The organism is Streptomyces telluris, assembly GCF_024519335.1.
Taxonomy (GTDB): Bacteria; Actinomycetota; Actinomycetes; order Streptomycetales; family Streptomycetaceae; genus Streptomyces; species Streptomyces telluris.
Map to the genome: position 1 here is coordinate 12,315 of NZ_JANIID010000013.1, position 23,660 is coordinate 35,974.

General features: G+C 73.5%; 22 protein-coding genes. 13 read left to right on the top strand and 9 right to left on the bottom strand.

The window, feature by feature from the left end; translation table 11 throughout:
• Nucleotides 1–70: 70 nt before the first annotated feature.
• From NQU55_RS15900 to NQU55_RS15920, 5 genes are read right to left on the bottom strand one after another with little or no spacing between them, the layout of a single operon-like run.
• The gene (locus tag NQU55_RS15900) at nucleotides 71–1,060 is read right to left on the bottom strand and encodes an ABC transporter ATP-binding protein (RefSeq protein WP_168092401.1); all 990 of its coding nucleotides are present in this window, start codon (nucleotides 1,058–1,060) and stop codon (nucleotides 71–73) included.
• Nucleotides 1,057–2,097, bottom strand: coding sequence for an ABC transporter ATP-binding protein (locus NQU55_RS15905; protein WP_168092402.1), 1,041 nt, complete (start codon nucleotides 2,095–2,097; stop codon nucleotides 1,057–1,059). Before NQU55_RS15905 ends, NQU55_RS15900 begins: the two co-directional genes overlap by 4 nt.
• Complete coding sequence (locus NQU55_RS15910; RefSeq protein WP_168092403.1) at nucleotides 2,097–3,083, bottom strand: ABC transporter permease; 987 nt, start codon at nucleotides 3,081–3,083, stop codon at nucleotides 2,097–2,099. The genes NQU55_RS15905 and NQU55_RS15910 overlap by 1 nt, the downstream gene beginning before the upstream one ends.
• On the bottom strand, nucleotides 3,080–4,027 hold the full coding sequence (locus NQU55_RS15915) for an ABC transporter permease (RefSeq protein ID WP_168092404.1): 948 nt from the start codon (nucleotides 4,025–4,027) through the stop codon (nucleotides 3,080–3,082). Before NQU55_RS15915 ends, NQU55_RS15910 begins: the two co-directional genes overlap by 4 nt.
• Before the next feature lie 13 nt (nucleotides 4,028–4,040).
• On the bottom strand, nucleotides 4,041–5,789 hold the full coding sequence (locus NQU55_RS15920) for an ABC transporter substrate-binding protein (RefSeq protein WP_206329218.1): 1,749 nt from the start codon (nucleotides 5,787–5,789) through the stop codon (nucleotides 4,041–4,043).
• A gap of 127 nt (nucleotides 5,790–5,916) precedes the next feature.
• Between NQU55_RS15920 and NQU55_RS15925 the strand changes: the two genes are divergently transcribed.
• The 10 genes from NQU55_RS15925 to NQU55_RS15970 all read left to right on the top strand — a co-directional run bounded on the left by NQU55_RS15925 (nucleotide 5,917) and on the right by NQU55_RS15970 (nucleotide 16,566).
• The gene (locus NQU55_RS15925; RefSeq protein WP_256790756.1) at nucleotides 5,917–7,287 is read left to right on the top strand and encodes an aminopeptidase P family protein; all 1,371 of its coding nucleotides are present in this window, start codon (nucleotides 5,917–5,919) and stop codon (nucleotides 7,285–7,287) included.
• Nucleotides 7,288–7,394: 107 nt separating this feature from the next.
• Entirely contained in the window at nucleotides 7,395–8,540 is a 1,146-nt protein-coding gene (locus NQU55_RS15930) for an NAD(P)/FAD-dependent oxidoreductase (RefSeq protein WP_168092405.1), read from the top strand.
• Nucleotides 8,541–8,654: 114 nt separating this feature from the next.
• The gene (locus NQU55_RS15935) at nucleotides 8,655–8,969 is read left to right on the top strand and encodes a (2Fe-2S)-binding protein (RefSeq protein WP_168092406.1); all 315 of its coding nucleotides are present in this window, start codon (nucleotides 8,655–8,657) and stop codon (nucleotides 8,967–8,969) included.
• Nucleotides 8,950–10,416, top strand: coding sequence for an FAD-dependent oxidoreductase (locus NQU55_RS15940; protein WP_168092407.1), 1,467 nt, complete (start codon nucleotides 8,950–8,952; stop codon nucleotides 10,414–10,416). The genes NQU55_RS15935 and NQU55_RS15940 overlap by 20 nt, the downstream gene beginning before the upstream one ends.
• Before the next feature lie 88 nt (nucleotides 10,417–10,504).
• The gene (locus NQU55_RS15945) at nucleotides 10,505–11,413 is read left to right on the top strand and encodes a dihydrodipicolinate synthase family protein (RefSeq protein ID WP_168092408.1); all 909 of its coding nucleotides are present in this window, start codon (nucleotides 10,505–10,507) and stop codon (nucleotides 11,411–11,413) included.
• An 86-nt stretch (nucleotides 11,414–11,499) separates the two neighbouring features.
• Nucleotides 11,500–12,504, top strand: coding sequence for a proline racemase family protein (locus NQU55_RS15950; protein WP_168092409.1), 1,005 nt, complete (start codon nucleotides 11,500–11,502; stop codon nucleotides 12,502–12,504).
• Nucleotides 12,501–13,874 carry an aldehyde dehydrogenase family protein gene (locus tag NQU55_RS15955; protein WP_168092410.1) on the top strand — a complete coding sequence of 458 codons (1,374 nt, stop codon included), beginning with the start codon at nucleotides 12,501–12,503 and terminating at the stop codon, nucleotides 13,872–13,874. The genes NQU55_RS15950 and NQU55_RS15955 overlap by 4 nt, the downstream gene beginning before the upstream one ends.
• Before the next feature lie 130 nt (nucleotides 13,875–14,004).
• Nucleotides 14,005–14,685, top strand: coding sequence for a GntR family transcriptional regulator (locus NQU55_RS15960; protein ID WP_058041802.1), 681 nt, complete (start codon nucleotides 14,005–14,007; stop codon nucleotides 14,683–14,685).
• Nucleotides 14,686–14,735: 50 nt separating this feature from the next.
• On the top strand, nucleotides 14,736–15,983 hold the full coding sequence (locus tag NQU55_RS15965) for a M6 family metalloprotease domain-containing protein (RefSeq protein ID WP_168092411.1): 1,248 nt from the start codon (nucleotides 14,736–14,738) through the stop codon (nucleotides 15,981–15,983).
• Nucleotides 15,964–16,566 (top strand): dihydrofolate reductase family protein, encoded by a 603-nt coding sequence (locus tag NQU55_RS15970; RefSeq protein ID WP_168092412.1) that lies wholly within the window; start codon nucleotides 15,964–15,966, stop codon nucleotides 16,564–16,566. The genes NQU55_RS15965 and NQU55_RS15970 overlap by 20 nt, the downstream gene beginning before the upstream one ends.
• Here NQU55_RS15970 and NQU55_RS15975 read toward each other — a convergent pair.
• The 3 genes from NQU55_RS15975 to NQU55_RS15985 all read right to left on the bottom strand — a co-directional run bounded on the left by NQU55_RS15975 (nucleotide 16,550) and on the right by NQU55_RS15985 (nucleotide 18,613).
• Entirely contained in the window at nucleotides 16,550–16,762 is a 213-nt protein-coding gene (locus NQU55_RS15975; protein WP_168092413.1) for a hypothetical protein, read from the bottom strand. The genes NQU55_RS15970 and NQU55_RS15975 overlap by 17 nt on opposite strands.
• 180 nt (nucleotides 16,763–16,942) lie before the next feature.
• Nucleotides 16,943–17,377 carry a lasso peptide biosynthesis B2 protein gene (locus tag NQU55_RS15980; protein ID WP_168092414.1) on the bottom strand — a complete coding sequence of 145 codons (435 nt, stop codon included), beginning with the start codon at nucleotides 17,375–17,377 and terminating at the stop codon, nucleotides 16,943–16,945.
• Nucleotides 17,378–17,626: 249 nt separating this feature from the next.
• Nucleotides 17,627–18,613 (bottom strand): NAD-dependent epimerase/dehydratase family protein, encoded by a 987-nt coding sequence (locus tag NQU55_RS15985; RefSeq protein ID WP_168092415.1) that lies wholly within the window; start codon nucleotides 18,611–18,613, stop codon nucleotides 17,627–17,629.
• A gap of 393 nt (nucleotides 18,614–19,006) precedes the next feature.
• On the opposite strand from NQU55_RS15985, the gene NQU55_RS15990 reads away from it, so the two are divergent.
• On the top strand, nucleotides 19,007–19,984 hold the full coding sequence (locus NQU55_RS15990; RefSeq protein WP_256790757.1) for a hypothetical protein: 978 nt from the start codon (nucleotides 19,007–19,009) through the stop codon (nucleotides 19,982–19,984).
• Between the two features lie 115 nt (nucleotides 19,985–20,099).
• Here the strand turns inward: NQU55_RS15990 and NQU55_RS15995 are convergent, their stop codons facing one another.
• Nucleotides 20,100–21,992 (bottom strand): endonuclease/exonuclease/phosphatase family protein, encoded by a 1,893-nt coding sequence (locus tag NQU55_RS15995; protein ID WP_168094279.1) that lies wholly within the window; start codon nucleotides 21,990–21,992, stop codon nucleotides 20,100–20,102.
• Between the two features lie 324 nt (nucleotides 21,993–22,316).
• Here NQU55_RS15995 and NQU55_RS16000 point away from each other — a divergent pair, with 324 nt between their 5' ends.
• On the top strand, nucleotides 22,317–22,805 hold the full coding sequence (locus NQU55_RS16000; RefSeq protein WP_206329647.1) for a GNAT family N-acetyltransferase: 489 nt from the start codon (nucleotides 22,317–22,319) through the stop codon (nucleotides 22,803–22,805).
• A gap of 141 nt (nucleotides 22,806–22,946) precedes the next feature.
• Nucleotides 22,947–23,510: a hypothetical protein gene (locus NQU55_RS16005; protein WP_168094280.1), complete on the top strand. Its 564-nt coding sequence runs from the start codon at nucleotides 22,947–22,949 to the stop codon at nucleotides 23,508–23,510.
• The last annotated feature ends 150 nt before the right edge of the window (nucleotides 23,511–23,660 follow it).

A 23,660-nucleotide genomic window follows, 5' to 3' on the forward strand; every position in this document is an offset into this window, starting at 1 on the left:
GGGAGTCTGCTGATGCGCCATGTCATGCGTAACGTAGTAATGTGAAATGGTACTGACAACCCCTCAGGCGCTACGGGTTGTCCGGGACGGCGAAGTGGCAGGCCACTTCCCTCGTTTCGCCCGGCGCGGCGACCCGCAGCAGCGGCGCCTCGGTCCGGCAGATCTCCTGAGCCTTGGGGCAGCGCGGGTGGAACGTGCAGCCGGGCGGGGGAGCCGCCGGGCTCGGCGGGTCGCCGAGCAGGGTGATCCGCTCACGCGTCCGCTCGGCGGCCGGGTCCGGCAGCGGCACCGCGGAGAGCAGGGCGCGGGTGTACGGGTGGGCCGGGGCCGCGTACACGCGCTCCTTGGCGCCGACTTCGACGATCCGCCCCAGATACATCACGGCCACCCGGTCGCACACCCGCTTCACCACCGACAGGTCGTGGGCGATGAAGAGGTAGGCGAGCCCGAGCTCACGCTGGAGGCGCTCCATCAGGTTGACGATCTGGGCCTGCACGGAGACGTCCAGGGCCGAGACCGGTTCGTCGGCGACGATCAGGCGCGGCCCGGTGGCCAGCGCGCGGGCGATGCCGATGCGCTGCGCCTGCCCGCCGGAGAACTCGTGCGGATAACGGTCGATGTGCTCGGGGATGAGCCCGACCAGTTCCATCAGCTCCGCCGCCCGCTTGCGCGCGCCGGCCGCCGGGACGCCCTGGACCAGCAGCGGGTCGGCGATGATGCGGGCCACGGTCTGGCGCGGGTTGAGGGAGGAGTGCGGGTCCTGGAAGACCATCTGCAGGTCCTTGCGCAGCGGCTTGAGCTCGCGCCTGCCCAGGCGGCTGATGTCGCGGCCGTCGTAGGTGATCGACCCCGCGGTCGGCTCCAGGAGCCGTACGATCATGCGGCCGGTGGTGGACTTGCCGCAGCCGGACTCGCCCACCAGGCCCAGGGTCTCGCCCGCCGCCAGGTCGAAGGAGACGCCGTCGACGGCCCGGACGGGCGCCGCGCGGCGGCCCCGCTTGCCCGGGAAGGTCATGGTCACGTCGCGTACGGACAGCAGGGGTGCGGTTGCGGCGGTCATCGGGTGCCTCCCGGCACGGGGGAGGCGGTGTGCAGGGACAGGTGGCAGGAGACCAGGTGCCCCCTGGAGGGCCGGAGTCCGGGCCGGGTGGCGGTGCAGTGCTCGCGCTCGGCCGGTGCCGCCGCGGCGGCGCGCGGGCAGCGCGGTGCGAAGGCGCAGCCGGGGGCCGGGTCCAGCAGCGAGGGCGGGCTGCCGGGGATGGCCCGCAGGGGTGCGTCGTCGCCGTCGTCGAGGCGGGGGAGCGAGTCGAGAAGGCCGCGGGTGTAGGGGTGGCCGGGGTCGGTGAAGAGCGTGTCGACCGGGGCCTGTTCGGCCGCGCGGCCGCCGTACATCACGAGGACCTCGCGGGCGACGCGGGCGACGACGCCGAGGTCGTGCGTGATCATGACGACGGCGAGTCCACGCTGTTCCTGCAGGCGGGCGATGAGCTCCAGGATCTGTGCCTGGACGGTGACGTCGAGGGCGGTGGTCGGCTCGTCGGCGATGAGCAGGTCGGGCTCGCATGCGAGGGCCATGGCGATCATCACGCGCTGGCGCATGCCCCCGGAGAACTGGTGGGGGTGTTCGCCGGCCCGCCGCGCGGGCTCGGGGATGCCTACCTCGGCGAGCATCTCGACGGCCCGTCTGCGGGCCGCCGCCCTGCGGGAGCCGAAGTGGACCCGGTGGTGTTCGGCGATCTGCTCGCCGACCGTGTAGTAGGGGTGGAGGCTGGAGAGCGGGTCCTGGAAGATCATCGCCATGCGGCGGCCGCGCAGTCGGCTCAGCTCGCGCTCGGGCAGGCCGGTCAGCTCGCGGCCGTCGAGGGCGATGGAGCCGGTGACCCGGGCGCCGGTGTGCAGGCCCATCACGGCCAGGGAGGTGACGGACTTGCCGGAGCCGGACTCGCCGACGATGCCGAGGGTCTGCCCGCGGCGCACCGCGAAGCTCAGGGAGTCCACGGCCCGTACGTCCCCGTGCCGGGTGGGGAAGGTGACGGTCAGGTCCGTGACGGACAGCAGGGGCTGTTCCTCCGCCGGCGGCGTGCTGGGGACGGTCATCAGTACCTCACTCGCGGGTCGACGACGGCGTAGAGCAGGTCGACGGCCAGGTTGGCGACGACGATGAAGGCGGCCGCCATCAGCGTGACGCCGAGGATGACGGGCTGGTCGCCGGTGGACAGCGCGCCGTAGAAGAGCCGCCCGACCCCCGGGAGCCCGAAGATCGACTCGGTGATGACGGCGCCCGCGAGCAGCCCGCCCAGGTCCATGCCGAAGAGGGTGAGGATCGGCGTCATGCCGGCCCGCAGCCCGTGTTTGACGACGACGGTGCGGTGCGGCAGGCCCTTGGCGCGGGCGGTGCGGATGTACGGCTCCGCCATCGTCTCGATCATCGAACTGCGGCTCTGGCGGGCGTACATGGCGGCGTACAGCACGGCCAGCGCCAGCCAGGGCAGGAGCAGGTTGGACGCCCAGCGCAGGGGGTCGTCGCCGAGGGGCACGTACTGCGGGTACGGCAGCAGCCCGGCCGTCCGGATCAGGCCGTAGATCAGCATCATCGAGGTGAAGTAGACGGGCAGCGAGGCCGCGGCGACGGCGCCGACCATCAGGGCGCGGTCGGTGAGGGTGTCCTTGCGCAGGGCCGCGGTGACGCCGGCGCTCAGGCCGAGCGTCAGCCACAGCACGGCCGCGCCCAGCGCCAGGGAGGCGGAGACCGGCAGGCGGTCCGTCAGCAGGTCCCAGACGGCCTCTGAGTTCTCGTAGGAGTAGCCGAGGCAGGGGAAGTCGCAGTGCAGGGCGTACCGGCCGCTGCCCATGGTGCGGCCGGTGAAGATGCCGGTGACGAAGTCGGCGAACTGCCGCCACAGCGGCCGGTCCAGGCCCATGTGGGCGCGGATCGCCTCCAGGCGGTCGGTGCTGCAGGACTTGCCGCAGGCGGCGGCCGCGGGGTCGGAGGGCAGCACGTAGAAGACGGTGAAGGTGACGGCGGCGATGGCGAGGAGCACGCCGGCGACGGCGAGCAGGCGCCGGCCGAGGTAGAGGATCATGTGCGCCCGCTCCTCGGGTCGAGGACGTCGCGCAGCGCGTCGCCGAGCAGGGTGAAGGCGAGGACGGTCAGGAACAGGCAGGTGCTCGGGATGACGAAGTACATGGGGTCCGTGTCGTAGAAGGCGACGCTCTCGGCGATCATCTGGCCCCAGGAGGGGGTGGGCGGGCGGACGCCGACGCCCAGGTAGCTCAGGGCCGCCTCGGTGGCGATCATGCCGGGGACGATGAGGGTGGTGTAGGCGATGACGGGCCCGGCGACGCCGGGGAGGATGTCGCGGGTGAGGATGCGCCAGGGCCCGGAGCCGCCGACGCGGGCGGCGTCGACGTACTCGCGGTGCCGGAGCGAGAGGGTCTGGCCGCGTACGACGCGGGCCACGCCGGGCCAGCCGAACAGGCCGATGACGGCGGTCATCAGCAGGATGCGGTTGACGTCCTTGGCCACCGACATCATCGCGATCATGAAGATGAGGGAGGGGAAGGACATCGTGAGGTCCATGAGGCGGGAGAGGACGGCGTCGGTGCGCCCGCCGAAGTAGCCCGCCGTGATGCCGGCCGCGGTCCCGGCGAGCACGACGATCGCGGTGGCGGTGAGGGCGATCAGCAGGGACACCTGGGCGCCGTGCACGACCCGGGCGAACAGGTCGCGGCCGGTGACGGGTTCGACGCCGAGCCAGTGGTCGGCGGAGATGCCTCCCAGCGGGCCGAGGGGCCGGCCGCCGAGGTAGGGGTCGACGGCGGTCTTGTCGAACTCCTCGGGCGACCAGCCGGCGAGCGAGCTCAGCAGCGGGGCGCCCGCCGCCATCAGCAGGAAGAGGGCGACGACGGCGAGGGAGACCTTGACGGCGGTGCGGCGGCGCAGGTCGGCGCGGGCCAGCCGCCAGGGGCCGCTGCCCTCGGGGACGGCCGCCGGAGCGGGTGGGGCGGTGTTCGCGGTGGTGGTCATGGCGCGCCGGCCCTCAGTCCCGGCTCTTGGCGGGGTCCTTGAGGCCGACCGTGGCGTAGTCGATCTGGCCGCCGAAGGAGGTGTGCCCGTACGCGCCCGCGATGTTGGTGCCCAGGACCAGCGGCCACCGCCGGACGAGCACCGGGACGGCCGGCGCCTGGGCGAGGATCTGCCCGTCGAGCTGCTGCCAGGCCCCGGCGGCCTCCTTGGCGTCCGTCATGGCGGCGATGGCGTCCATCCGCTTCATCGTCGCGTCGTCGCGGAAGAGGGAGTGGTTGCCGGAGTTGCCCTTCTCCTTGATGAAGCGGCCGTCGAAGACGAAGGGCAGGAAGGTGGAGCCGGAGGGGTAGTCGGGGCACCAGCCGGTGTAGACCATGTCGGTGCGGTTCTTGGTGTCGCCGATGGTGGCGTAGAAGGCGGACGGGTCCACGGTCTCGATGGTGACCTTGATGCCGGCCCGGGCCAGGGCCTGCTGGATGGCTTCGGCCCGGCCCTTGTCGCCGGCCGACGCGGTGATCTTCGTCGTGAAGCCGCCGGGTTTTCCGGCCTCCTTCAGAAGCTGCTTCGCCTTCTCCGTGTCGCCCGTCGAGGGGATCTTGAGGGTGTCGGGCTGTTTGCCGCCGAAGAGGGACGCCGGCATGTAGGCGGTCGACGGGTCGTTGAAGGCGGGGCCGCCGGAGGAGGTGAGGACGGCGTCCCGGTCGAGGGCGTACTGCACGGCCTGCCGGACCTTCGCGTTGTCGAAGGGCGCCCGGCCTGTGTGCATCTGGACCATGTCGGTGCAGTTGGTGGACTCGGCGAGCAGCCGCTCGCGCACCCCGGCGTCGGGCAGGACCTTCGCGGCGCTCTCCGGCCGCAGGGCGCCCCAGGAGACGGCGGAGGCGTCCGCGCCCTGGCTCGCTATCAGCCGGTCGTCGATCTGGTTGGCCTTCAGGCCCATCATGACGACCAGCTTGTCCGGGTACGCCTTGCGGACTTCGTCCGTCGCGGGGTCCCAGTGCTCGTTGCGGACGAGGACGAGCTTCTTGCCGCGCGCGTAGGAGTCGACTTTGTACGGGCCGGAGGAGAACGGCCGGTTGTCGTACTGCGGGCCCTTGTCCTGAGCCTGCGGTACGGGCGCGAAGGTTGGCATGACCGTGGCGTTGGGGAACTCGGCGAAGGGCTTGCGCAGTTCGAAGACGATGGTGCGCTCGTCCGGCGTCCTGACGGAGTCGAGGTGCTTGCCCTCGGCGGGGCCCCGGTAGCCCTCGGCTCCCACGAGGTAGCGGGCGGCGTAGTCGGCGCCGCCGGGCAGGTCGGGGGAGAAGGACCGCTCGACGTTGTACTTGACGTCCTGCGCGGTGACGGGTGAGCCGTCCTCGTACTTCACACCCGGCTTGAGGCGGAACGTCCACGTCCTGGCGTCGGCGGACGGCGTTCCCAGGTCGGTGGCGAGGTCGGGGACCAGCCCGCCGCCCTGCGCCCCGGGCGCGGCCTTGTAGGTGACCAGGGTGCGGTAGAGCAGCCGGGTCCCGAAGTCCATGTCGTTCATGACCCAGTTGCGGGCCGGGTCGAGGTGGGTGAAGTCCTGGTTGGACAGCACCGTCAGCGTGCCGCCCTTCTGCGGGGCCCCGCCGATCGCCTTGCCCTCGTGGGCGGCGGCGGGGTTCTTCCCGCCGTCCTTGCCGCCGGCCGACCGCTTTCCGCCGGAACAACCGGCCGCCCCCAGGGCGAGGGAGGCCGCCAGGACGGTGGCCATGGCAGTACACGTGCGCTTGTTCATCAGTGGTCACTCCGTGAACAGTCGAACAGCCGGACGGCTGAAATGTGACCCGTAACATAGTAATGTGAAATTGCACTGACAAGGCGTCAGTCACTCCGTTATCCACCTGTGTCCGAGGGGGAGTCCCGTGCAGGAACCCGCAGTTGCCGCGATCCGTACGGTCAGTCATGACCTGCCGGTTTCGGCCGAGTTCGAGTCGTTCATGGCGAACGGCTGGGCGGCGACGCCGCTGCCCGCCGACATCCGGCTGCCCGTGGCCGGCCTCGCCGCGGCACGCCGCGCGAAGCTGTCGGCACGCTTTCCCGGCGAGCGGCTGATCGTGCCCGCGGGCGAGTTCAAGGTCCGCTCCAACGACTGCGACCACCGCTTCCGCCCGCACAGCGCCTACGCCTGGCTGACCGGACTGACCGGCGAGGACCAGGCCGGTCACGTGCTGGTCCTGGAGCCCGACGGCCCGCACCGGCACGAGGCGGTGCTGTACGTGCGGCCGCGGTCGCCGCGTGCCGGCGCGGAGTTCTACCGCGACCGGCGCTACGGCGAGTTCTGGGTCGGCCGCCGCCCCGACCTCGCCGAGGCCGAGCGCATGACCGGCATCCGCTGCGTGCATCAAGGGGAGTACGACCGGCTGCCGCCGGGTCGCGACGCCTCCGCCGACGCCGAACTCGCCGCCGCCCTGAGCGAACTGCGCCTGGTCAAGGACGCCTGGGAGGTCGAGCAACTGCAGCTGGCCGTGGACCACACCGTCGCCGGCTTCGAGGACGTCGTGCGGGCGCTGCCCCGCGCCCTCGCCCACCCGCGCGGCGAGCGGTGGATCGAGGGCGTCTTCGGCCTGCGCGCCCGCGCCGAGGGCAACGGCCCCGGCTACGAGACCATCGCGGCCTCCGGCGCGCACGCCTGCGTCCTGCACTGGATACGCAACGACGGCCGCCTCGACCCCCGCGAACTGCTCCTCCTGGACGCGGGAGTCGAGACCGACACCCTCTACACCTCCGACATCACCCGCACCCTCCCGCTGTCCGGACGCTTCTCACCCGTCCAGCGACAGGTCTACGAACTCGTCCTCGCCGCCCAGGACGCGGGCATGGCCGCCCTCAAGCCGGGAGCGAGCTTCCGCGACTTCCACCGGGCCGGCATGCGGGTCATCGCCGAGGGGCTCGCCGAGTGGGGCGTGCTCAAGAGCGCCGAAGGCGACTTCCACCGCCGGTACACCCTGTGCAGCAGCGGCCACATGCTCGGCCTGGACGTCCACGACTGCGCCCAGGCGCGGGCGGACGCCTACCTCGACGGCGTCCTGGAGGAGGGGCAGGTCCTCACCGTCGAGCCCGGCCTCTACCTCCAGCCCGACGACGAGACGCTGCCGGCCGAACTGCGCGGCATCGGCGTGCGGATCGAGGACGACCTGGTCATCACCGCCGACGGGGCCCGGCTGATGTCGCACGCCCTGCCTCGCACGCCCGACGCGGTCGAGGCGTGGATGGGGGAGCTCCTCGCGGGATAGGCGAACTCCGCGGTGGATTCCGCCGGGCACGGCGAAGTCGTCAACCACAAGGTACGGACCGGCTCTTGGCAGCGTGCAGTGCAATGTGAAATATTACTGACGTGCTCATGAGCAACTCCTCCTCGGACGTCATCGTCGTCGGAGCGGGTGTCGTCGGCGCCGCCTGCGCCTACTACGCCGCCCGCAGCGGCCTCTCCGTCACCGTGGTCGACCGCGGCCCCGTCGCCGGCGGGACCACGGGCGCCGGAGAGGGAAACCTCCTGGTCTCCGACAAGGAACCCGGACCGGAGCTCGAACTGGCCCTGCTCTCCACGCGGTTGTGGCACGAGCTGGCCCGGGAGCTCCCGGCCCGGATCGAGTACGAGGCCAAGGGCGGCCTCGTCGTCGCCTCCGACGCCTCCGCCATGGCAGCGCTGCGGAAGTTCGCCGCCGCGCAGGCCGGGGCGGGCGTCACGGCCGAGGAGATCCCGGCCGGCCGGCTGCACGACGTGGAGCCGCACCTGGCCCCCGGCCTCGGAGGCGGCTTCCGCTATCCGCAGGACGCCCAGGTCCAGCCCGCCCTCGCCGCCGCCCACCTGCTGCGCGCCTCCGGCGCACGGGTGCGTACCGGAGAGGAGGTCACCGCCGTCCTCACCGGCACCGACGGCCGGGTGCGGGGCGTGCGCACGGCGGCCGGCGAACTGCACGCCCCCTTCGTCGTCAACGCCGCCGGCGCCTGGGGCGGCGAGGTCGCCCGGCTCGCCGGCGGGCACCTGCCCGTACTGCCCCGCCGGGGCTTCGTCCTCGTCACCGAACCGCTGCCGCGCGTGGTGCGGCACAAGGTCTACGCGGCCGACTACGTCGCCGACGTGGCCAGCGGCTCGGCGGCGCTGCAGACCTCCGCGGTGGTCGAGGGCACCCCGGCCGGCCCGGTCCTGATCGGCGCCAGCCGCGAACGGGTCGGCTTCGACCGGACCCTGTCGGTGGAGGTGCTCCGGCGCCTCGCCGCCCAGGCCACGGCCCTGTTCCCGGTGCTGGCCGGGGTGCGGGCCATCCGCACGTACGCCGGGTTCCGCCCGTACCTGCCCGACCACCTGCCCGCCATCGGCCCCGACCCCCGCGTCCCCGGGCTGCTGCACGCCTGCGGCCACGAAGGCGCGGGGATCGGGCTCGCCCCCGCCACCGGCCTGGCCGTCGCCCGGCAGCTGACGGGCGGCGAACCCCCGCTCGACCTCAACCCGTTCCGCCCCGGCCGCTTCGCCGCGGCCGCTTGAACCCCCGCCATCGAACCCCCACCACCGAACCTCCGCTGCCCGAAGTCTTCGCCGCTTGAACCCCCGCCCCGAGTCCGCCCGTTGCCCCGAACCGCCCCGAGAGGAGGCCCGCACGTGGCCCGTACCCCCGCCGACCTGGTCAGGGCGGAGCCCGACCCGCCCTTCGAGATCACCTTCGACGGCCGTACGGTCACCGCCCTGCCCGGCCAGACCGTGGCCGCCGCCCTCTGGGCGGCGGGCATCCTCGCCTGGCGCACCACCCGCTACGGCGGCCGCCCCCGCGGGGTCTTCTGCGGCATCGGGCAGTGCTACGACTGCCTCGCCACCGTCAACGGCGAGCCCAACCGCCGGGCCTGCCTGGTGCCCGCCCGGCCCGGGGACGCGATCACCACCCAGGAAGGACACGGCCGTGCCGGGCTCGCCGTCTGAACCGTACGACCTCGCCGTGATCGGCGCGGGACCCGCCGGCCTCGCCGGAGCCGCCACCGCCGCCCGGCTCGGCCTGTCCGTCGCCGTCCTGGACGCCGCCGCGCAGGTGGGCGGCCAGTACTTCCGCCACCCCGCCCCGGGCCTGGGCGCGGCGCGCCCGCAGGCCCTCCACCACGACTGGGCCGCCTTCACCGAGCTGCGAGCGCGTTTCGAGGTGAGCGGCGCCGCGCACTTGGCCGGGCACCAGGTGTGGGCCGTCACGCGGCAGGACGGGCGGGACGGGCAGGACGGGCAGGAGGTGTGGAGCGTGCACGCGCTCGTGGGCGAAGACGGCGGTGCGCACGCCCGCCTGCACGCCCGCGCCGTGCTCTTCGCCACCGGCGCGGGCGAGCGGCAGCTGCCCTTCCCCGGGTGGACCCTGCCCGGCGTCGTCGGGGCCGGCGGCGCCCAGGCCATGCTGAAGTCCGGGCTCGTCCTGCCCGGGCAGCGGATCGTCGTCGCGGGCAGCGGTCCGCTGCTGCTCGCCGTCGCCTCCTCGCTCGCCGCCGCCGGCGCCCGCGTCCCCGCGGTGGCCGAGGCGTCCGGCTACCTCGGCTACGCCCGCCGGCCGGGCGCCCTGGCGGCCAACCCCCACAAGCTCGTCGAAGCCGCCGTCCACGGCACGGCGCTCCTGCGCCACCGCATCCCGCTGCACACCCGCAGCGCGGTCACCGAGGTGCACGGCACCGACCGCGTCGAGGCCGTCACCGTCTCCCGGCTCGACCGCGACTGGCACCCCGTGCCCGGCACGGGCCGCCGCATCGCCTGCGACGCCCTGGCCGTCGGCCACGGGCTCGCGCCGCAGACCGAACTGGCCACCGGACTCGGCTGCGCGACCCGCCGTACGCCCGACGGCACGCACGCCCTCGTCCTGGACGGCCTCCAGGAGACGTCGGTGCCCGGCCTGTGGGCCGCCGGAGAGGCAGGCGGGACGGGGGGCTGGGAACTCGCCCGCGTCGAGGGCGAGCTGGCGGGCATCGCGGTGGCCGCCCGGCTGCGGGCGCGCCCCGCGCTCACCCGGAGCCGGCGCGTACGGGACCTGGCCCGGCGCCGCGACCGCATGCGCGCCTTCGCCGACGCCATGGCCGCCGCCCACGCCCCCGGCCCCGGCTGGACAGCATGGCTCGACGACGACACCGACGTCTGCCGCTGCGAGGAGGTGACCGCCGGAAGCATCCGCGAGGCCGTCACCGAATTCGGCGCCCGGGACGCCCGGACCGTCAAGCTCCTCACCCGGGCCGGCATGGGCTGGTGCCAGGGCCGGATGTGCGGCGCGGCCGTGGCCTGCCTCGCGGCGTCCGGTACGGCGCAGGGGACCGTACCGCCGTCCGCCGAGCGCAGGCCGCTGGCCGTGCCCGTACCGCTGGGCTCCCTCGCCGCCGCCCCCGAGGAACCCGGAGACGCCTGAACCACCGAACCACCGAACCACCGCACGATCGCCTCACCCGCGCTCGCACACGTCCCACGCCACAGAACGCCAAAGAAGGGTTACCGGTATGACCGCCTCCTCCTGGACCCCCGACCGCCCCTGGCGCGGCATCATGGTCGCCACCGCCCTCCCGCTGCGCGCGGACCTCTCCGTCGACTACGACGCCTACGCCGAACACGTCCGCAGGCTCGTCGAGAACGGGTGCGACGGCGTCGTTCCCAACGGCTCCCTCGGCGAATACCAGACCCTCACCCCGCAGGAGCGCGCCCGCGTCGTACGCACCGCCGTCGAGGCGGCCGGGGACGGGGCGCGGGTGATGCCCGGCGTCGCCGCGTACGGCAGCGCCGAGGCGCGCCAGTGGGCGGAGCAGGCCGCCGAGGCGGGCTGCGGTTCCGTCCTGCTGCTGCCGCCGAACGCCTACCGTGCCGACGAACGGGCCGTCCGCGCCCACTACACGGAGGTCGCCGCGGCCGGGATACCCGTCGTCGCCTACAACAACCCCATCGACACGAAGGTCGACCTGACCCCGGCCCTGCTGGCCCGGCTGCACGCCGACGGCACCATCGTGGCCGTCAAGGAGTTCACCGGCGACGTGCGGCGCGCCTACGAGATCGCCGAACTCGCCCCCGAACTCGACCTGCTGATCGGTGCGGACGACGTCCTCCTCGAACTGGCCGCCGCCGGCGCCGTCGGCTGGATCGCCGGATACCCCAACGCCTTCCCCACCACCTGCGCCGCGCTCTACCGCGCCGCCGTGGCCGGGGACCTCCAGACGGCACTGCCCCTCTACCGCTCGCTGCACCCGCTCCTGCGCTGGGACTCCAAGACCGAGTTCGTGCAGGCCATCAAGCTCTCCATGGACATCACCGGCCACCACGGCGGCCCCACCCGCCCCCCGCGCCTGCCGCTCACGGGCGAGACCGAGGCCGCGGTGCGCGCAGCCACGGAGAAAGCCGTCGCCGACGGGCACCACTGACCGCCGCCGGCTTCCGGGCCCTCCTTCTCTCCCTCTGTTCCCCGCTCTCTCCCTCTGTTCCCCGCTGCCGACAGGAAAGGACATCCGTGCGTACCCGTCATGTCTTCCATGCCGTCGACTCGCACACCGAGGGCATGCCCACGCGCGTCATCACCGGTGGCGTCGGCGTGATCCCCGGCGCCACCATGGCCGAGCGCCGGCTCCACTTCATCGAGCACATGGACCACCTGCGCACGCTCCTGATGTACGAGCCGCGCGGCCACGCCTCGATGAGCGGCGCGATCCTGCAGCCGCCCACCCGGCCCGACGCCGACTACGGGGTCCTCTACATCGAGGTCTCCGGGGTGCTGCCGATGTGCGGGCACGGCACCATCGGGGTCGCCACCGTGCTCGTCGAGACGGGCATGGTGCCGGTGAGCGAGCCGGTGACGACCGTGCGCCTCGACACCCCGTCCGGTCTGATCACCGTCGACGTCCAGGTCGAGGACGGCGCGGCCAAGTCCGTCACGCTCGTCAACGTGCCCTCCTTCAGCGTCGGTCTCGACCGCAAGGCCGACGTCCCCGGCTACGGGACGGTCACCTACGACCTCGCTTTCGGCGGCAACTTCTACGCCTTCGTCGAACTCGACGCCCTGGGGCTGCCCTTCGACCGGGCCCGCAAGGACGACCTGCTCGCCGCCGGGCTCGCCGTCATGGAGGCGGTCAACGCCTCACCGGACCGGCCCGTCCACCCCGAACACCCCGAGATCAGCGGGCTCAAGCACGTCTACCTCGCCGCGCCCGGCTCGGACGCCCGTCACTCCCGGCACGCCATGGCCATCCACCCCGGCTGGTTCGACCGTTCCCCCTGCGGTACGGGCACCTCCGCCCGGATGGCGCAGCTGCACGCCCGCGGCGCGCTCGCGCTCGACCGGGACTTCGTCAACGAGTCCTTCATCGGCACGCGCTTCACCGGCCGCCTGGTGGGGGAGACGCAGGTCGGCGGAGTGCCGGCGGTCGTGCCCGCCATCACCGGCCGCGCCTGGATCACCGGCACCGCCCAGTACTTCCTCGACCCGGACGACCCCTTCCCCGGAGGTTTCCTCCTGTGACCGCCGCCGCCCCGACCTCCTTCGCCTCGCACAATCCGGCCGACCCGTCCGACGTCGTCTGCGACGTGCCCGCCTCCGGTGCCTCCGGCGCCGCCGAGGCCGTCGAGCAGGCCCGTGCCGCCCAGCCCGGCTGGCTGCAGGCCGGTGCCACCGCCCGCTCCTCCGCGCTCTCCGCCGTCGCCGCGGTGGTCGAGGCCGCGGCCGGCGAACTCGCCGCCCTCGCCGTGCGCGAGGTGGGCAAGCCCCTCGCCGAGGCGCGCGCCGAGGTGGCCCGCACGGCCGCGATCTGGCGGTACTACGCCCAGGCCCCCTACGAGCCCACCGGCGCCGTCCACGAGACGGCCGGCGGCCCGGGCCTGCTGCTGACCCGGCGCCGCCCGCACGGCGTCGCCGGTCTCATCACGCCCTGGAACTTCCCCTTCGCCATCCCCTCCTGGAAGGCCGCGCCCGCGCTCGCCGCCGGCAACACGGTCGTCCTCAAGCCCGCGCCCGAGGCCACCGCGTGCGCCCTGCGCCTGGCCGAACTCGTCCAGCAGGCGGTGCCCGCGGCGGTGTTCACCGTCGTGCCCGGCGGCGCGACCGAGGGGAGCGCCGTCCTCGCGACCGCCGACGTCGTCTCCTTCACCGGCTCCACCGCCGTCGGCGGCGTGGTCACCCGGGCCGCCACCGCCCGGGGCATCCCGGTCCAGGCCGAGACGGGCGGGCTCAACGCGGCGATCGTCCTGCCCGACGCCGACATCGGGCGGGCAGCGGCCCACATCGCCGCGGCCGTCGCCGGATACGCCGGGCAGAAGTGCACGGCGACCAGCCGGGTGATCGCCGTCGGCGCGGCCCTCGACCCCCTGCGCGAGGCCCTCGCCGAAGCCCTGCGCGCCCTGCCCGTGGGCGACCCGGCCGACCCGGCCACCGTGTGCGGCCCCCTCGTCTCGGCCCGGGCCCGGGGGCGCTTCGACCAGGCCCTCTCCGGTGCCTCCGTCCTGGCCGCCGGCACCGCGCCGGAGGGCCCCGGCTGGTACGCGGCGCCCACCGTGGCCGAAAAGGTCCCGGCCGGTCACCGGCTGCTCACAGAGGAGGTCTTCGCCCCGGTCGCCGTCCTGCTGCCCGCGGACGATCTGGCACACGCCGTACGGATCAGCAACTCCGTTCCGTACGGCCTGGTCACCTCGGTCCACACCGGCGGGCTCGAAGCGGCCCTGCACGGTCTCGACGGTCTCGACACGGGCATGATCCGCGTCAACGCCCCTTCCACGGGCGTCGACTTCCACCTGCCGTTCGGCGGCACCAAGGCCTCCGGGCACGGCCCGCGCGAGCAGGGGCGCGCGGCCCTGGACTTCTACACCTCCAGCCGGACCTACACCCTCGCTCCCTGAGAAAGATGTGACATTGTACGCTCGTTGGTCCGTCCAGGTACGGACCAGCCGGGGAGCGCGGCTGCGCACGTACCGCGGACGCGGCTGCCGGACCTCGGCCGCCGCACCGGCGACGAAGGGACACGGGACCATGGGCCACCTCAAGCAGCGCACTCTCATCACCGCCACCGAGCGGCTGCGCGACCAGGTCGCCCACGCCTTGCGGGCCGCGCTCATCTCCGGCGAACTCCACCCCGGCGAGGTCTACTCCGCGCCGCAGCTCGCGGAGGACTTCGGCATCTCAGCGACCCCGGTGCGCGAGGCCATGCTCGACCTCGCCCGCGAGGGCCTGGTCGAGCCGGTCCGCAACAAGGGCTTCCGGGTGACCGAGGTCAACGAGCGCGACCTGGACCAGTACACCGAGATCCGCACGCTCATCGAGGTCCCCACGACCGGCCGCGTCACGCGCACCGCCGCCCGCGAGGACCTCGAAGCGCTCCGCCCGGTCGCCGAGGAGATCGTGCGCGCCGCCCGCGACCACGACCTCATCGGCTACCTGGAGGCCGACCGGCAGTTCCACCTCACCCTGCTGGCCCTCTCCGGCAACGAACGCCTCGTCGAGACCGTCGGCGACCTGCGCAAGCGCTCGCGCCTGTACGGGCTGACCGCGCTCGACCGGCGCGGCGAACTCATCCCCTCGGCCGAAGAACACCTCGAACTGCTCGACCTCATGCTGGCCGGCGACGCCGAGGGCGCCGAGCAGTGCATGGCACGGCACCTCGGCCACGTGCGCTCCCTGTGGGCGAAGGGGAGCAGCGACAAGGACTCATGACCGCGTGCGGGAGGCCGGCGGCTTCGGCGCGCGCGAGATGGAGGGCGGACATGCGCACCTCACCGCTGATCGCGGCGGCCCTCGCCGGCTGCCTGACGGTTCCCGCGACGGCCTGGGCGTCGTCCTCCGCCCGGCCCCCGACCGCGCGCGCCTGCGCGCTCAAGGGCACGACGGGCTGGACGGACGAGGGCCAGGACACCGACCCCGTCCGCTTCCGGCGCGCCACCGGCACGCACCGCGTCCTGACCCTGTTCGCCGACTTCCCCGACGCACAGGCCACCGGCCCCACCGCCCCGTACGCCGCCCACCTCGCCCCCGCCGCCGGCTGGCTGCGCAAGGCCTCCTACGGGCGGGCACGGCTGGAGATCACGCCGCTGCACCGCTGGATCCGGATGCCGGCGCCCTCCGCCTCCTACGGCTTCCAGCGCGGCCTCACCTTCGAGGCCCACGAGCGCTACCTCCGCGACGCGGTCACGGCCGCCGACCCGTACGCGGATTTCTCCCGCTACGACATGGTGTACGTCGTCCCCGCCGGAGAAGCGTCCGCGATCTCCTTCTCGCCGACCTACCTCTTCGACCCCGCCACCCCCGGCGTCACGGCCGACGGCACCCGCATCCGATGGGCCGTCACCTTCGGGCAGGACATGTGGCGCTGGGGGCACAAGGTCGCCGCCCACGAGACCGGCCACGTCTTCGGACTGCCCGACCTCTACGCCTTCACGGGCGAGACCCACCGCCACGTCGGCGGCTGGGACCTCATGGGCAACATCGCCGGCGCCGCCCCGCAGTACCTCGGCTGGCACTCCTGGAAGCTCGGCTGGACACGGGACGACCAGGTCGCCTGCCTCGCCGCCCCCGGCCGGCGAACGGTCCGGCTGACCCCGGTCGAGCGGCCGGGCGGCACCAAGATCGCGGTGGTGCGCACGGGCCCGGCGAAGGCCTACGTCGCCGAGTCGCGGCGCGCCGAGGGCAACGACGAGGACGCGCCCTCGACCGGCGTCCTCATCTACGAGGTCGACTCCGCCACCCCCACCGGGGAGGGACCGGTCCGCGTCGTGAGGCCCCGGGCCCACGCCCCCGGAGAGTCCTTCACCGATCCGGCGGCGGGAGTCCGTATCGACGTGGTCGCGGGCGGCCGCGGCGGGGACGTGGTGCGCGTCGTCCGCCTGTCGCCCCGGGCGTTGTCAGTGGTCGGTGCGACGATCGTTCCGAACGTCACCGCCGCCTCGCCGCGGCTGCGTGGCGTGCCCGCTGGAGCGAGGAAGAGGAGCAAGTCCCGTGCGTATCGTGGTCAGTGAGTTCATGAGCCTGGACGGCGTCGTGCAGGCCCCCGGCGGCCCCGAGGAGGACACCGACGGCGGGTTCGCCCACGGCGGCTGGTCGCACCCCTTCTTCGACCCGGAGACGGTGGGCGGCGCCTTCGACGACGCGCTGTCCGGCGCCGAGGCGCTGCTGTTCGGCCGCCGCACCTGGCAGACGATGGCCGCGGCGTGGCCCGAGCGGGCCGGGGACCCCTTCGCCGACCGGATGAACGCCATCCCCAAGTACGTGGTGTCCGAGACGCTGAGCGACGCCGACCTGACCTGGGACAAGACCACGCGCATCCCCGGCGGCGAGGCCGTCGCCCGCATCCGCGAGCTGCGCGCGCAGGAGGGCGGCGACCTGCTGGTCATGGGGAGCCCCACGCTCGTGCGCACCCTCCTGAGCGAGGGCCTCGTCGACGAACTCCGCCTCATGATCATGCCGGTGCTCCTCGGCGGCGGTAAGTCGGTCTTCCCCGAGGACGGTGCACAGCACACGCTGGAACTGGTCTCGACGGTCACCAGCAGCGCGGGGGTGCAGGTGAGCACGTACCGGCCTGCCGTCAGACGAGAGGGCTGAGGGGGTTCGGCAGCGCGAGGAGGGTGGTGCCGTCAGGAGTGAGGAGAGCGATGGCGCCGTTCGCCTCCGCGCCGATCACGTCCAGCACGGTGGCGTGGACTTCCGCGTGAGCAGGCGCCGCCATCGCCGCCGACCCGGCCGTGAGCAGGGCGGTGGCGGCGAAGGCGGTCAGGACGCGTCGGACGGTGGCCTTCATGGGCTCTCCCTCGGTGATCAGGTGCAGGGGCGAGTCGAGTTCCTTTCCATGAGGCTGGTGCGGTAGTCCGACAAGCGGCGGCCGCTCGGTGCGCGGCAGTGCGCGCCCGGCGCCTGCACAACTGCCTTGCGCCCCTTGCGGGGGAGGGACTCCGAGGACGGCGCGATGTCGCACGCGCCGTCAGGCCTGCGGATTCCGCGCCGGGACGGTCATGAGGCGGTGGTAGTACCCCGGGGCCTGGTGGGCTTCGCCGATCGGCCGGCCGTCCACCTCCACCCAGGCGTGCGCACGGAACGGGCCGGTGCGCACCCCCGTGCACCAGTCGGGCCAGACGCCCCGCATCCGGCACAGCAGTGCGGTGGCGACCGAGCGCTGCAGGCAGCCTTCTCCGGCGCAGCGCGGGCTGAGCGCGGTGACCGACTGACGGGCGGCGAGGGCCTGTTCGGCGGTGGCCGGCGCCGCCCCGTTGCGGGCGGCGGTCAGGGCACGGCGGAGGCGGCGGGGCGGCAGCAGGACGAGCAGCCGGGCCACGGCGACGGCCAGGAGCACCGCCGGGCGGCGGCGCCACGGGACGGCGGCGCGGTCACCGCGGTCCGGGACCATGGCCTGGCTCATGCCGGCACCATGCCGTCGTCGCGGGTGCCCGGGGCGTGGACGGCGCGGGGCAAGCTCAGGGGCATGGGAACCTCCGGTGGCGGCTGTGCGGGGTCGAACCACGACTCGGCGGTCCCTGCCCGGGCATGGACCCGTCACGCCGACCGGCCCCACTGTCCACCCGAAGGAGTGGCGGAAAGCGGGGCGTTGCGGGGAGGCGGTGCGATCCCGGTCGGGTCAAGGGAGGTGGTGGATCGCCGGGTCGACGCCTCAGCCGAGGGCGTCGAGCAGTTCGCGCTCCCGCCCGGCGCTGAGCCCGGCCCGCCGTTCGCGGTCCAGCCCCTGCTCGCGTTCCCACACCAGCGTGTCCGCCAGCAGTTCCGCGCGGGGGCGGTGGCGCAGCCCGGCGGCGAGGGCCGCGGAGCCGTCCCGGGCCGACCACCCTTCCCACCCCGGCTCGACGTGCCACATCGGCAGCGACTCCGGCCCCATGTACTCGGCCACGCCGTTGCCGAGCAGCCAGGCCGAGTCGGCACGGACCAGCGGCCCCGTGTGCCCGACCGCGCGGCGGGACATCCCGATCCACTCCTCGAACGGGAGGACCGGCCCGACGGCGTTGTACGTGCCGGTGGTCCCCGCCTCCGCGGCGTCGAGCAGCCAGGCGGCGAGATCCCGTACGTCGATCACCTGCGTGGGCATGGCGGGCGTGTCGGGAACCAGCATCGGCCCGTGCGGATCGCGCGCGGCGCGGGCCACCCAGTAGCCGCAGCGCCCGCTGGGATCACCCGGGCCGCCGATGAGGCCGGCGCGCGCGATGAGGAGGCGGTCGCCCAGCGCGGCCGCCGACGCCTGCTCGCAGGCGGACTTCGCCTCGCCGTACAGCTCGCGGCCGGCCTCGTCCCGGTCGGTCGGCGCCAGCAACTCCGCGGACTCGTCCGCGCCCGGCAGGCCGTGCGAGGCGTAGGCGCTGACCGAGGACACGTAGGCCCAGTGCTTCGCCCGGCCGCCCAGGGCCCGGAGCGCCTCGCGGACGAAGCGGGGCTGCCACGACACCTCGACGACCGCGTCCCACTCGCGGTCGAGCAGCGGATCGTACGCCGAAGGGTCGCGCCGGTCCGCGGCCACCAGCGCCGCCCCATCGGCCACTTGCCCGCTTTCGCCGCGCGCGAGACACGTCACCCGGTGACCGCGCCCGAGCGCCTGCCGCGACACTTCCCGGCCCAGCCATGCGGTCCCGCCCAGTACCAATATCTCCATGCGCTCACTCAAGCACCGCGTACGCAGGGCACCAAGGGGATCTGCTACGGGCAGACACGGCCGTCACCGCTCTGCCGCGGGTCTTGCGCACCGTGTTCCGGCCTGGGCTGCGGGCGTGCGGGGGCACTTCACCGCGTTCTCCTCGGGTCGGCATCGTCGCCTGGTGCAGCGCGGCCGAAGGCGACCCCGGCGCGGTCGAGCGGGCGCTGTGGACCGTTCTCGACCGCTGAGTGCGGGCACCGCTGTGCCGTGCCGGCGCCGGCTGATCGCGCTGTTACATCGTCCACGTCGTGTATCGGAACGGTAACCGGCTGAGGTCTTCGCGGAGCGGGCTCCGTACAGGGGGGAGACGGCCCCGGGAGGGAACCGGGGCCCATAGGTGGGGGATCTCCTATGTTCCGCAAGAGCACTGCAGCGATCGTGACGTCGGCCACCGCCGGAGCCCTGTTGCTCACCGCCTGCGGAGGAGGCGGTGACAGCAAGGACTCCTCGGCGCCGGCCACGTCGGCCTCCGCCGGTGCCGCCGCCCGGGCGGGCGCGAACACCGGCGCCCAGTCCGACGGGCAGGAGCTGAACTTCCTCAGCGGCACGGCGAAGAAGAACAACGCCCAGCCCATGACGGGCGACTGGGCGAACGAGCCCGGAAAGCCCGCCACGAAGCCCGAGGCGCAGCGCTGGGTGCAGCTCTCCGCGTCCAAGGCGGGCAGCCTGAACCCGGTCGTGGTCAACGGTGCCGGCTTCACCCTCTACCGCTTCGACAAGGACACCGCGAACCCGTCGAAGTCCACCTGCAACGGCGACTGCGCGGTCACCTGGCCGCCGGTCGTCGTCGCCCGGGACGGCAGGATCTTCCTCGACGGCGTCGACAAGTCGAAGGTCGGCACGGTCAAGCGGGACGACGGCACCCTTCAGGTCACCGTCGGCGGCTGGCCCGTCTACCGCTTCAGCAAGGACACCAAGCCCGGCGACACCAAGGGCCAGGGGGTCGGGGGCACGTGGTTCGGCGTCACCCCTGACGGCAAGAAGGCCGGCGGTGGCGCGGGTGGGGAAGGCACGGGGAGCGGTAGCGGCAGTGGCACCGGCACTGGTGCCGGCAGTGGTAGCGGCAGCGGAAGTTCGCCGGCCAAGCCCGCCACCAGCGTCGTCCTCTTCGACAACCGCAACTTCGGCGACCCCGCCCAGGGCCTGGCCGGCAAGGGCTGCCAGAACGTGGCCCGGGACAACGTGGCCTCCTCCCTCCAGGTGCAGGGCAGCCTGAAGATCTGGTCCGGGCGCAACTGCACCGGCAAGTCGAAGGTCGTCGAGCGCGATGTCGCCGACCTGGCCTCCATCGGCTTCGACAACGACATCTCCTCGGTCTTCTTCGGCTGATGCGGGAGGCCCCGTACTCGTACCGGTCCCGGGACGTACCGTCCCGGGGCCTGAGCCGGGCGGCGCGCGCCGCCCGGCTCAGGCCGGTTCGCCTCGCCGTTACGGCGTCACGGCGTCACGGCACAACCGTCCAGCGCTGACGGGCGTCGTCGCTGCACGTGTCCATCGTGACGTAGCCCGTCTCCCGCAGAGGTGCCACCAGGCACATGTGCGCGGCCTCGTTGCGGAAGCGGAGGCTGCCGTCGGCATAGGTCTCCACCTGCCAGCGGTGGCCCGCGCCGTCGATCTTGCTGCCGCGGTCGGTGCAGCCGTGCAGCACGGAACGGTCACCGGGACGGGGCCGCTCCTCGTTCAGGAGATCGACGCACCTTCCACTGCCGCTTCCCTTGACCCGGACGAGGTTGTCGCCGCTGCCGGCGTACCGCATGTCCCATCGCTGGGAGATGACCCCGATGTTGCGCCGGCGGGTGGTCAGCGGCGTGCCGTCGTGGCCGGGTCCGCTGAAGTTGTCCAGGAAGAGGCCGTTGAACGCGCGCAGCTGCACCCGCTTCTCCTCGTTCTCCCATGCGCGCTCGTCCACCGCGCGGGAGTTGTCCCACCACTGCTGGGCGGTGCCGTCACCACACGCGAGGGCCGCGACCGCCCCGTTCCTCCCACCGGTCAGGCACAGCTCCGGGTGGCGGGAGTTGCGCCAGCGCAGCGGGCCGCCGGGCGCACCCGGGTCCTCGGGGCGCCACTGGGCCCCGGGCGCGCTGCACGGCAGCATGACGACGGACAGCGGGAGGAACGGGTTGATGCCGGGGCACAGGTCGCCGTCGGCGCGGGCGGCGAGGGCGCCGGACGCGGCTCGGGGGCTGTTGCCGCGGGCGAAGCGGTACCAGTGCCCCTGCACGGTGTCCATGCGGAACCGCTGACGGAGGTTGTACCGCTGCTGACTGGTGGTCACCCGGCCTCCGGCGGTGCCCGGAGCATCCAGGACCTGCCCGGTCGCGGTGTTCTCGAGGGCCGTGGAGAAGTTGTGCACCGGACCGTCGGGCGCGGCCGGCACGGGAGTGGGGGCGGGTTCGAACTGGACGGGATAGTGGTCCGCCCCGCGCCCCGCGGGGATGGCCGCGTTGAACCGGGGCGTGCCGTGCGTGATCGCGTAGTCGAGTTCGCCGCCCCGCTGGTGGGTGGAGCGGCCGGCCCGGGCCAGTTGCTCGTCGGCCCGCAGGCGGAGGGTCCGCTCCCGGGCCTGCCGGTCGGTGCGGTTGCGGATGTCGAGGTTGAAGTCGCCGACCATGACCCAGTTCTCGCCGGCGCGGGTGGCGGCACGGATCCGCCTGAGCAGAGGGGCGACGTCCGGGCCGCGCGCGTGGACGTTGTAATAGACGGTGTTGCCGAACCGGAGGCCGAGGGCACGGCGGTAGCGGTATTCGCTGCGGGGCTCGTCCCGGTTGTACAGCGGGTTCTCGATGACGCGGACCTCGTCCGCGCGGGCGTGCGTGACCACCGCCAGGTTGACCCGGCCGCCGGTCCACCGGTCCCGTCCCGTGGCGCTGTCGCGCCGCGGGTCGGTCTGGAGGAAGTACACGTGGCGACGGTGGTGGCGGTACTCCCACTGCGTGTGGTTCACCGCGCCCGGCAGGCCCGCCGGGAACGGGCCGGGGATGGGGATCGACTCACCGGTGCCGCGGGCCTGGTGCGGCTCGGCGGGCGGCCCGCTGCCCGCCTCCTGGAGCGCGACCACGTTGTGGTGCATGGTCAGGGGGCCGACCTCGCCGCCCCAGCGCAGCCCGTGGTCGGAGCCCTGCATGTTGTAGGTGGCGAACGGCAGGTAGCCGTTGGCCGCCGAGGCGGCCGACGCCTTCGGCCGGCCGGCCGCCTGTGCCGTGGAACCGCCCGGTCCGGGGGCGGCGCCGACCAGCAGTCCGGCCGCCAGCAGGGCGGAGGTGAGGACCGCCGTCAGCCGCGATCCGCGTGGTCCGGGTCGGGCCCTGGAGCGCGGCGGTGGTATCGGTAAACGCATCGTGGTCTCCTTACGGAGCGATCGGGTACGTACAACCGCAGGAACGATCCGTTCACTATCGGACGGTTCGCGTCAAGGACCCCGTGTTCGCCACGCGCCCCGGGAGTGCGCGCGATGCGGCGGTGCGTCGGCGTACGGCCCCGGTCGTCGCGGCAGGTCCGGCCGCACGGGCCCGTAAGCAGGCGAAGTCCCGTCCAGTTGTGGGCACTTCACCTTCGTGTGGCCGACATCACCGACCGGGCGTCCGTCGGTGCAGCGGCCGGGAAGCCGTCCACGATGCCCTGTGCGCGCTGCCGGTCCGGACGGCCCCGCTAGCGTACGGCCATGCACTTGCACATCCGTGAATTCGCAGAATCCGACTGGCCCCAGGTGTGGGGAATCATCCGGGACGTCGTCCAGGAGCGGAAGACCTTTGTCTACGACCCGGAGATGACCGAGGCGGACGCCCGCATGTGGGTCGAGGCGCCGCCGGGGCTGACCGTCGTCGCGGTCGAGGGCGAGCGCGTCCTCGGCACCGCCAAGATGGGACCGAACCGGCCGGGCCCCGGCGCCCACGTGTCCACCGCCAGCTTCATGGTGGCCGCCGACGCCCGCGGCAAGGGCGTGGGCGGTGCCCTGTGCCGGTACGCGGTGGACTGGGCGCAGGAGCGCGGTTACGCGGGAATGCAGTTCAACGCCGTGGTCGAGTCCAACCACGCCGCGGTGGACCTGTACAAGCGCCTCGACTTCGCCGTCCTCGGGACCGTTCCCGGTGCGTTCATGCATCCCGAACTCGGGCCGGTGGGCCTGCATCTCATGTACCGCCAATTCTGAACGAAGGCGGCGCAATGACGTCCGCGGGCACGGGCCCGGCTCCCGGCCCGGACGGCCGAACTCGCCCTATCCAGTAGCCCTCCCCGGCAGCATCCTTTGGCACGCAAGGACTCACCGGTTCTGCGAGAGGAAGCCAGGAACATGAAGATGTCGTCCCGGTTGGCGATGGGGTTGGGCGCCGGTGTGCTGGTGGCCGGTGGAGTTCTCACGGGCGCGACGGCCTCGGCGGGCACGGCGGGCACGGCGAGCACCGCGGGAGGATCCGTGGTGGACGCGCCGAACCTCGCGAACGGACAGGACGTCGTGAGACAGAGCACGTCCGCGGTGCAGCTCAGCACCGCGGGCGGAGCGCACACGACGGTGATCTCGGAGTCCGTGCCCGCGGGGTCGTGGGTGCTGTCGGCCAACGCGACGCTGGTCAGCTGGGGACCCAGTGACTACACCCGCTGCATGCTGTACACGGGCAACACCAACATCGGCGGGGCGAGCACGGTCGTCGGGAACCCCGGCCCCGGCAGCGCCGGCACGGGCACCTTCGTGACCACGGTCAGTGTCCACGGCGCCTTCACCAGCACGAGCCCCGCGACGATCAGCCTGCGCTGCGGCCACGACCAGGACCGCGCCGCCGGAGCCGCCCCCTACGTCGACCCGCAGGCGACCTTGTGGGCCCACCGGAGCGAGGGCCTGGGCCAGGCGAAGCGGTAGGCCCGTGCCGGAGGCCCGTCCAGCCTCCGAGGCCGGGCTGCCCCGAGCCGTCACCTCGGGGGCGACACCCCGAGGTCGTGCCGCATGGCAGTCCTCATGACCCGGAGCAGATCCCAGACCTCGTATTGCGCCCGGGCCGCGGAGCCCAGC

What these genes read in the sequence shown, in the direction of transcription:
- NQU55_RS15900 (WP_168092401.1), bottom strand. Translation starts at nt 1,060, where the DNA reads ATGACCGCCGCAACCGCACCCCTGCTGTCCGTACGCGACGTGACCATG.
- NQU55_RS15905 (WP_168092402.1), bottom strand. Translation starts at nt 2,097, where the DNA reads ATGACCGTCCCCAGCACGCCGCCGGCGGAGGAACAGCCCCTGCTGTCC.
- NQU55_RS15910 (WP_168092403.1), bottom strand. Translation starts at nt 3,083, where the DNA reads ATGATCCTCTACCTCGGCCGGCGCCTGCTCGCCGTCGCCGGCGTGCTC.
- NQU55_RS15915 (WP_168092404.1), bottom strand. Translation starts at nt 4,027, where the DNA reads ATGACCACCACCGCGAACACCGCCCCACCCGCTCCGGCGGCCGTCCCC.
- NQU55_RS15920 (WP_206329218.1), bottom strand. Translation starts at nt 5,789, where the DNA reads ATGAACAAGCGCACGTGTACTGCCATGGCCACCGTCCTGGCGGCCTCC.
- NQU55_RS15930 (WP_168092405.1), top strand. Translation starts at nt 7,395, where the DNA reads ATGAGCAACTCCTCCTCGGACGTCATCGTCGTCGGAGCGGGTGTCGTC.
- NQU55_RS15945 (WP_168092408.1), top strand. Translation starts at nt 10,505, where the DNA reads ATGACCGCCTCCTCCTGGACCCCCGACCGCCCCTGGCGCGGCATCATG.
- NQU55_RS15960 (WP_058041802.1), top strand. Translation starts at nt 14,005, where the DNA reads ATGGGCCACCTCAAGCAGCGCACTCTCATCACCGCCACCGAGCGGCTG.
- NQU55_RS15965 (WP_168092411.1), top strand. Translation starts at nt 14,736, where the DNA reads ATGCGCACCTCACCGCTGATCGCGGCGGCCCTCGCCGGCTGCCTGACG.
- NQU55_RS15975 (WP_168092413.1), bottom strand. Translation starts at nt 16,762, where the DNA reads ATGAAGGCCACCGTCCGACGCGTCCTGACCGCCTTCGCCGCCACCGCC.
- NQU55_RS15980 (WP_168092414.1), bottom strand. Translation starts at nt 17,377, where the DNA reads ATGAGCCAGGCCATGGTCCCGGACCGCGGTGACCGCGCCGCCGTCCCG.
- NQU55_RS15985 (WP_168092415.1), bottom strand. Translation starts at nt 18,613, where the DNA reads ATGGAGATATTGGTACTGGGCGGGACCGCATGGCTGGGCCGGGAAGTG.
- NQU55_RS15990 (WP_256790757.1), top strand. Translation starts at nt 19,007, where the DNA reads ATGTTCCGCAAGAGCACTGCAGCGATCGTGACGTCGGCCACCGCCGGA.
- NQU55_RS15995 (WP_168094279.1), bottom strand. Translation starts at nt 21,992, where the DNA reads ATGCGTTTACCGATACCACCGCCGCGCTCCAGGGCCCGACCCGGACCA.
- NQU55_RS16000 (WP_206329647.1), top strand. Translation starts at nt 22,317, where the DNA reads ATGCACTTGCACATCCGTGAATTCGCAGAATCCGACTGGCCCCAGGTG.
- NQU55_RS16005 (WP_168094280.1), top strand. Translation starts at nt 22,947, where the DNA reads ATGAAGATGTCGTCCCGGTTGGCGATGGGGTTGGGCGCCGGTGTGCTG.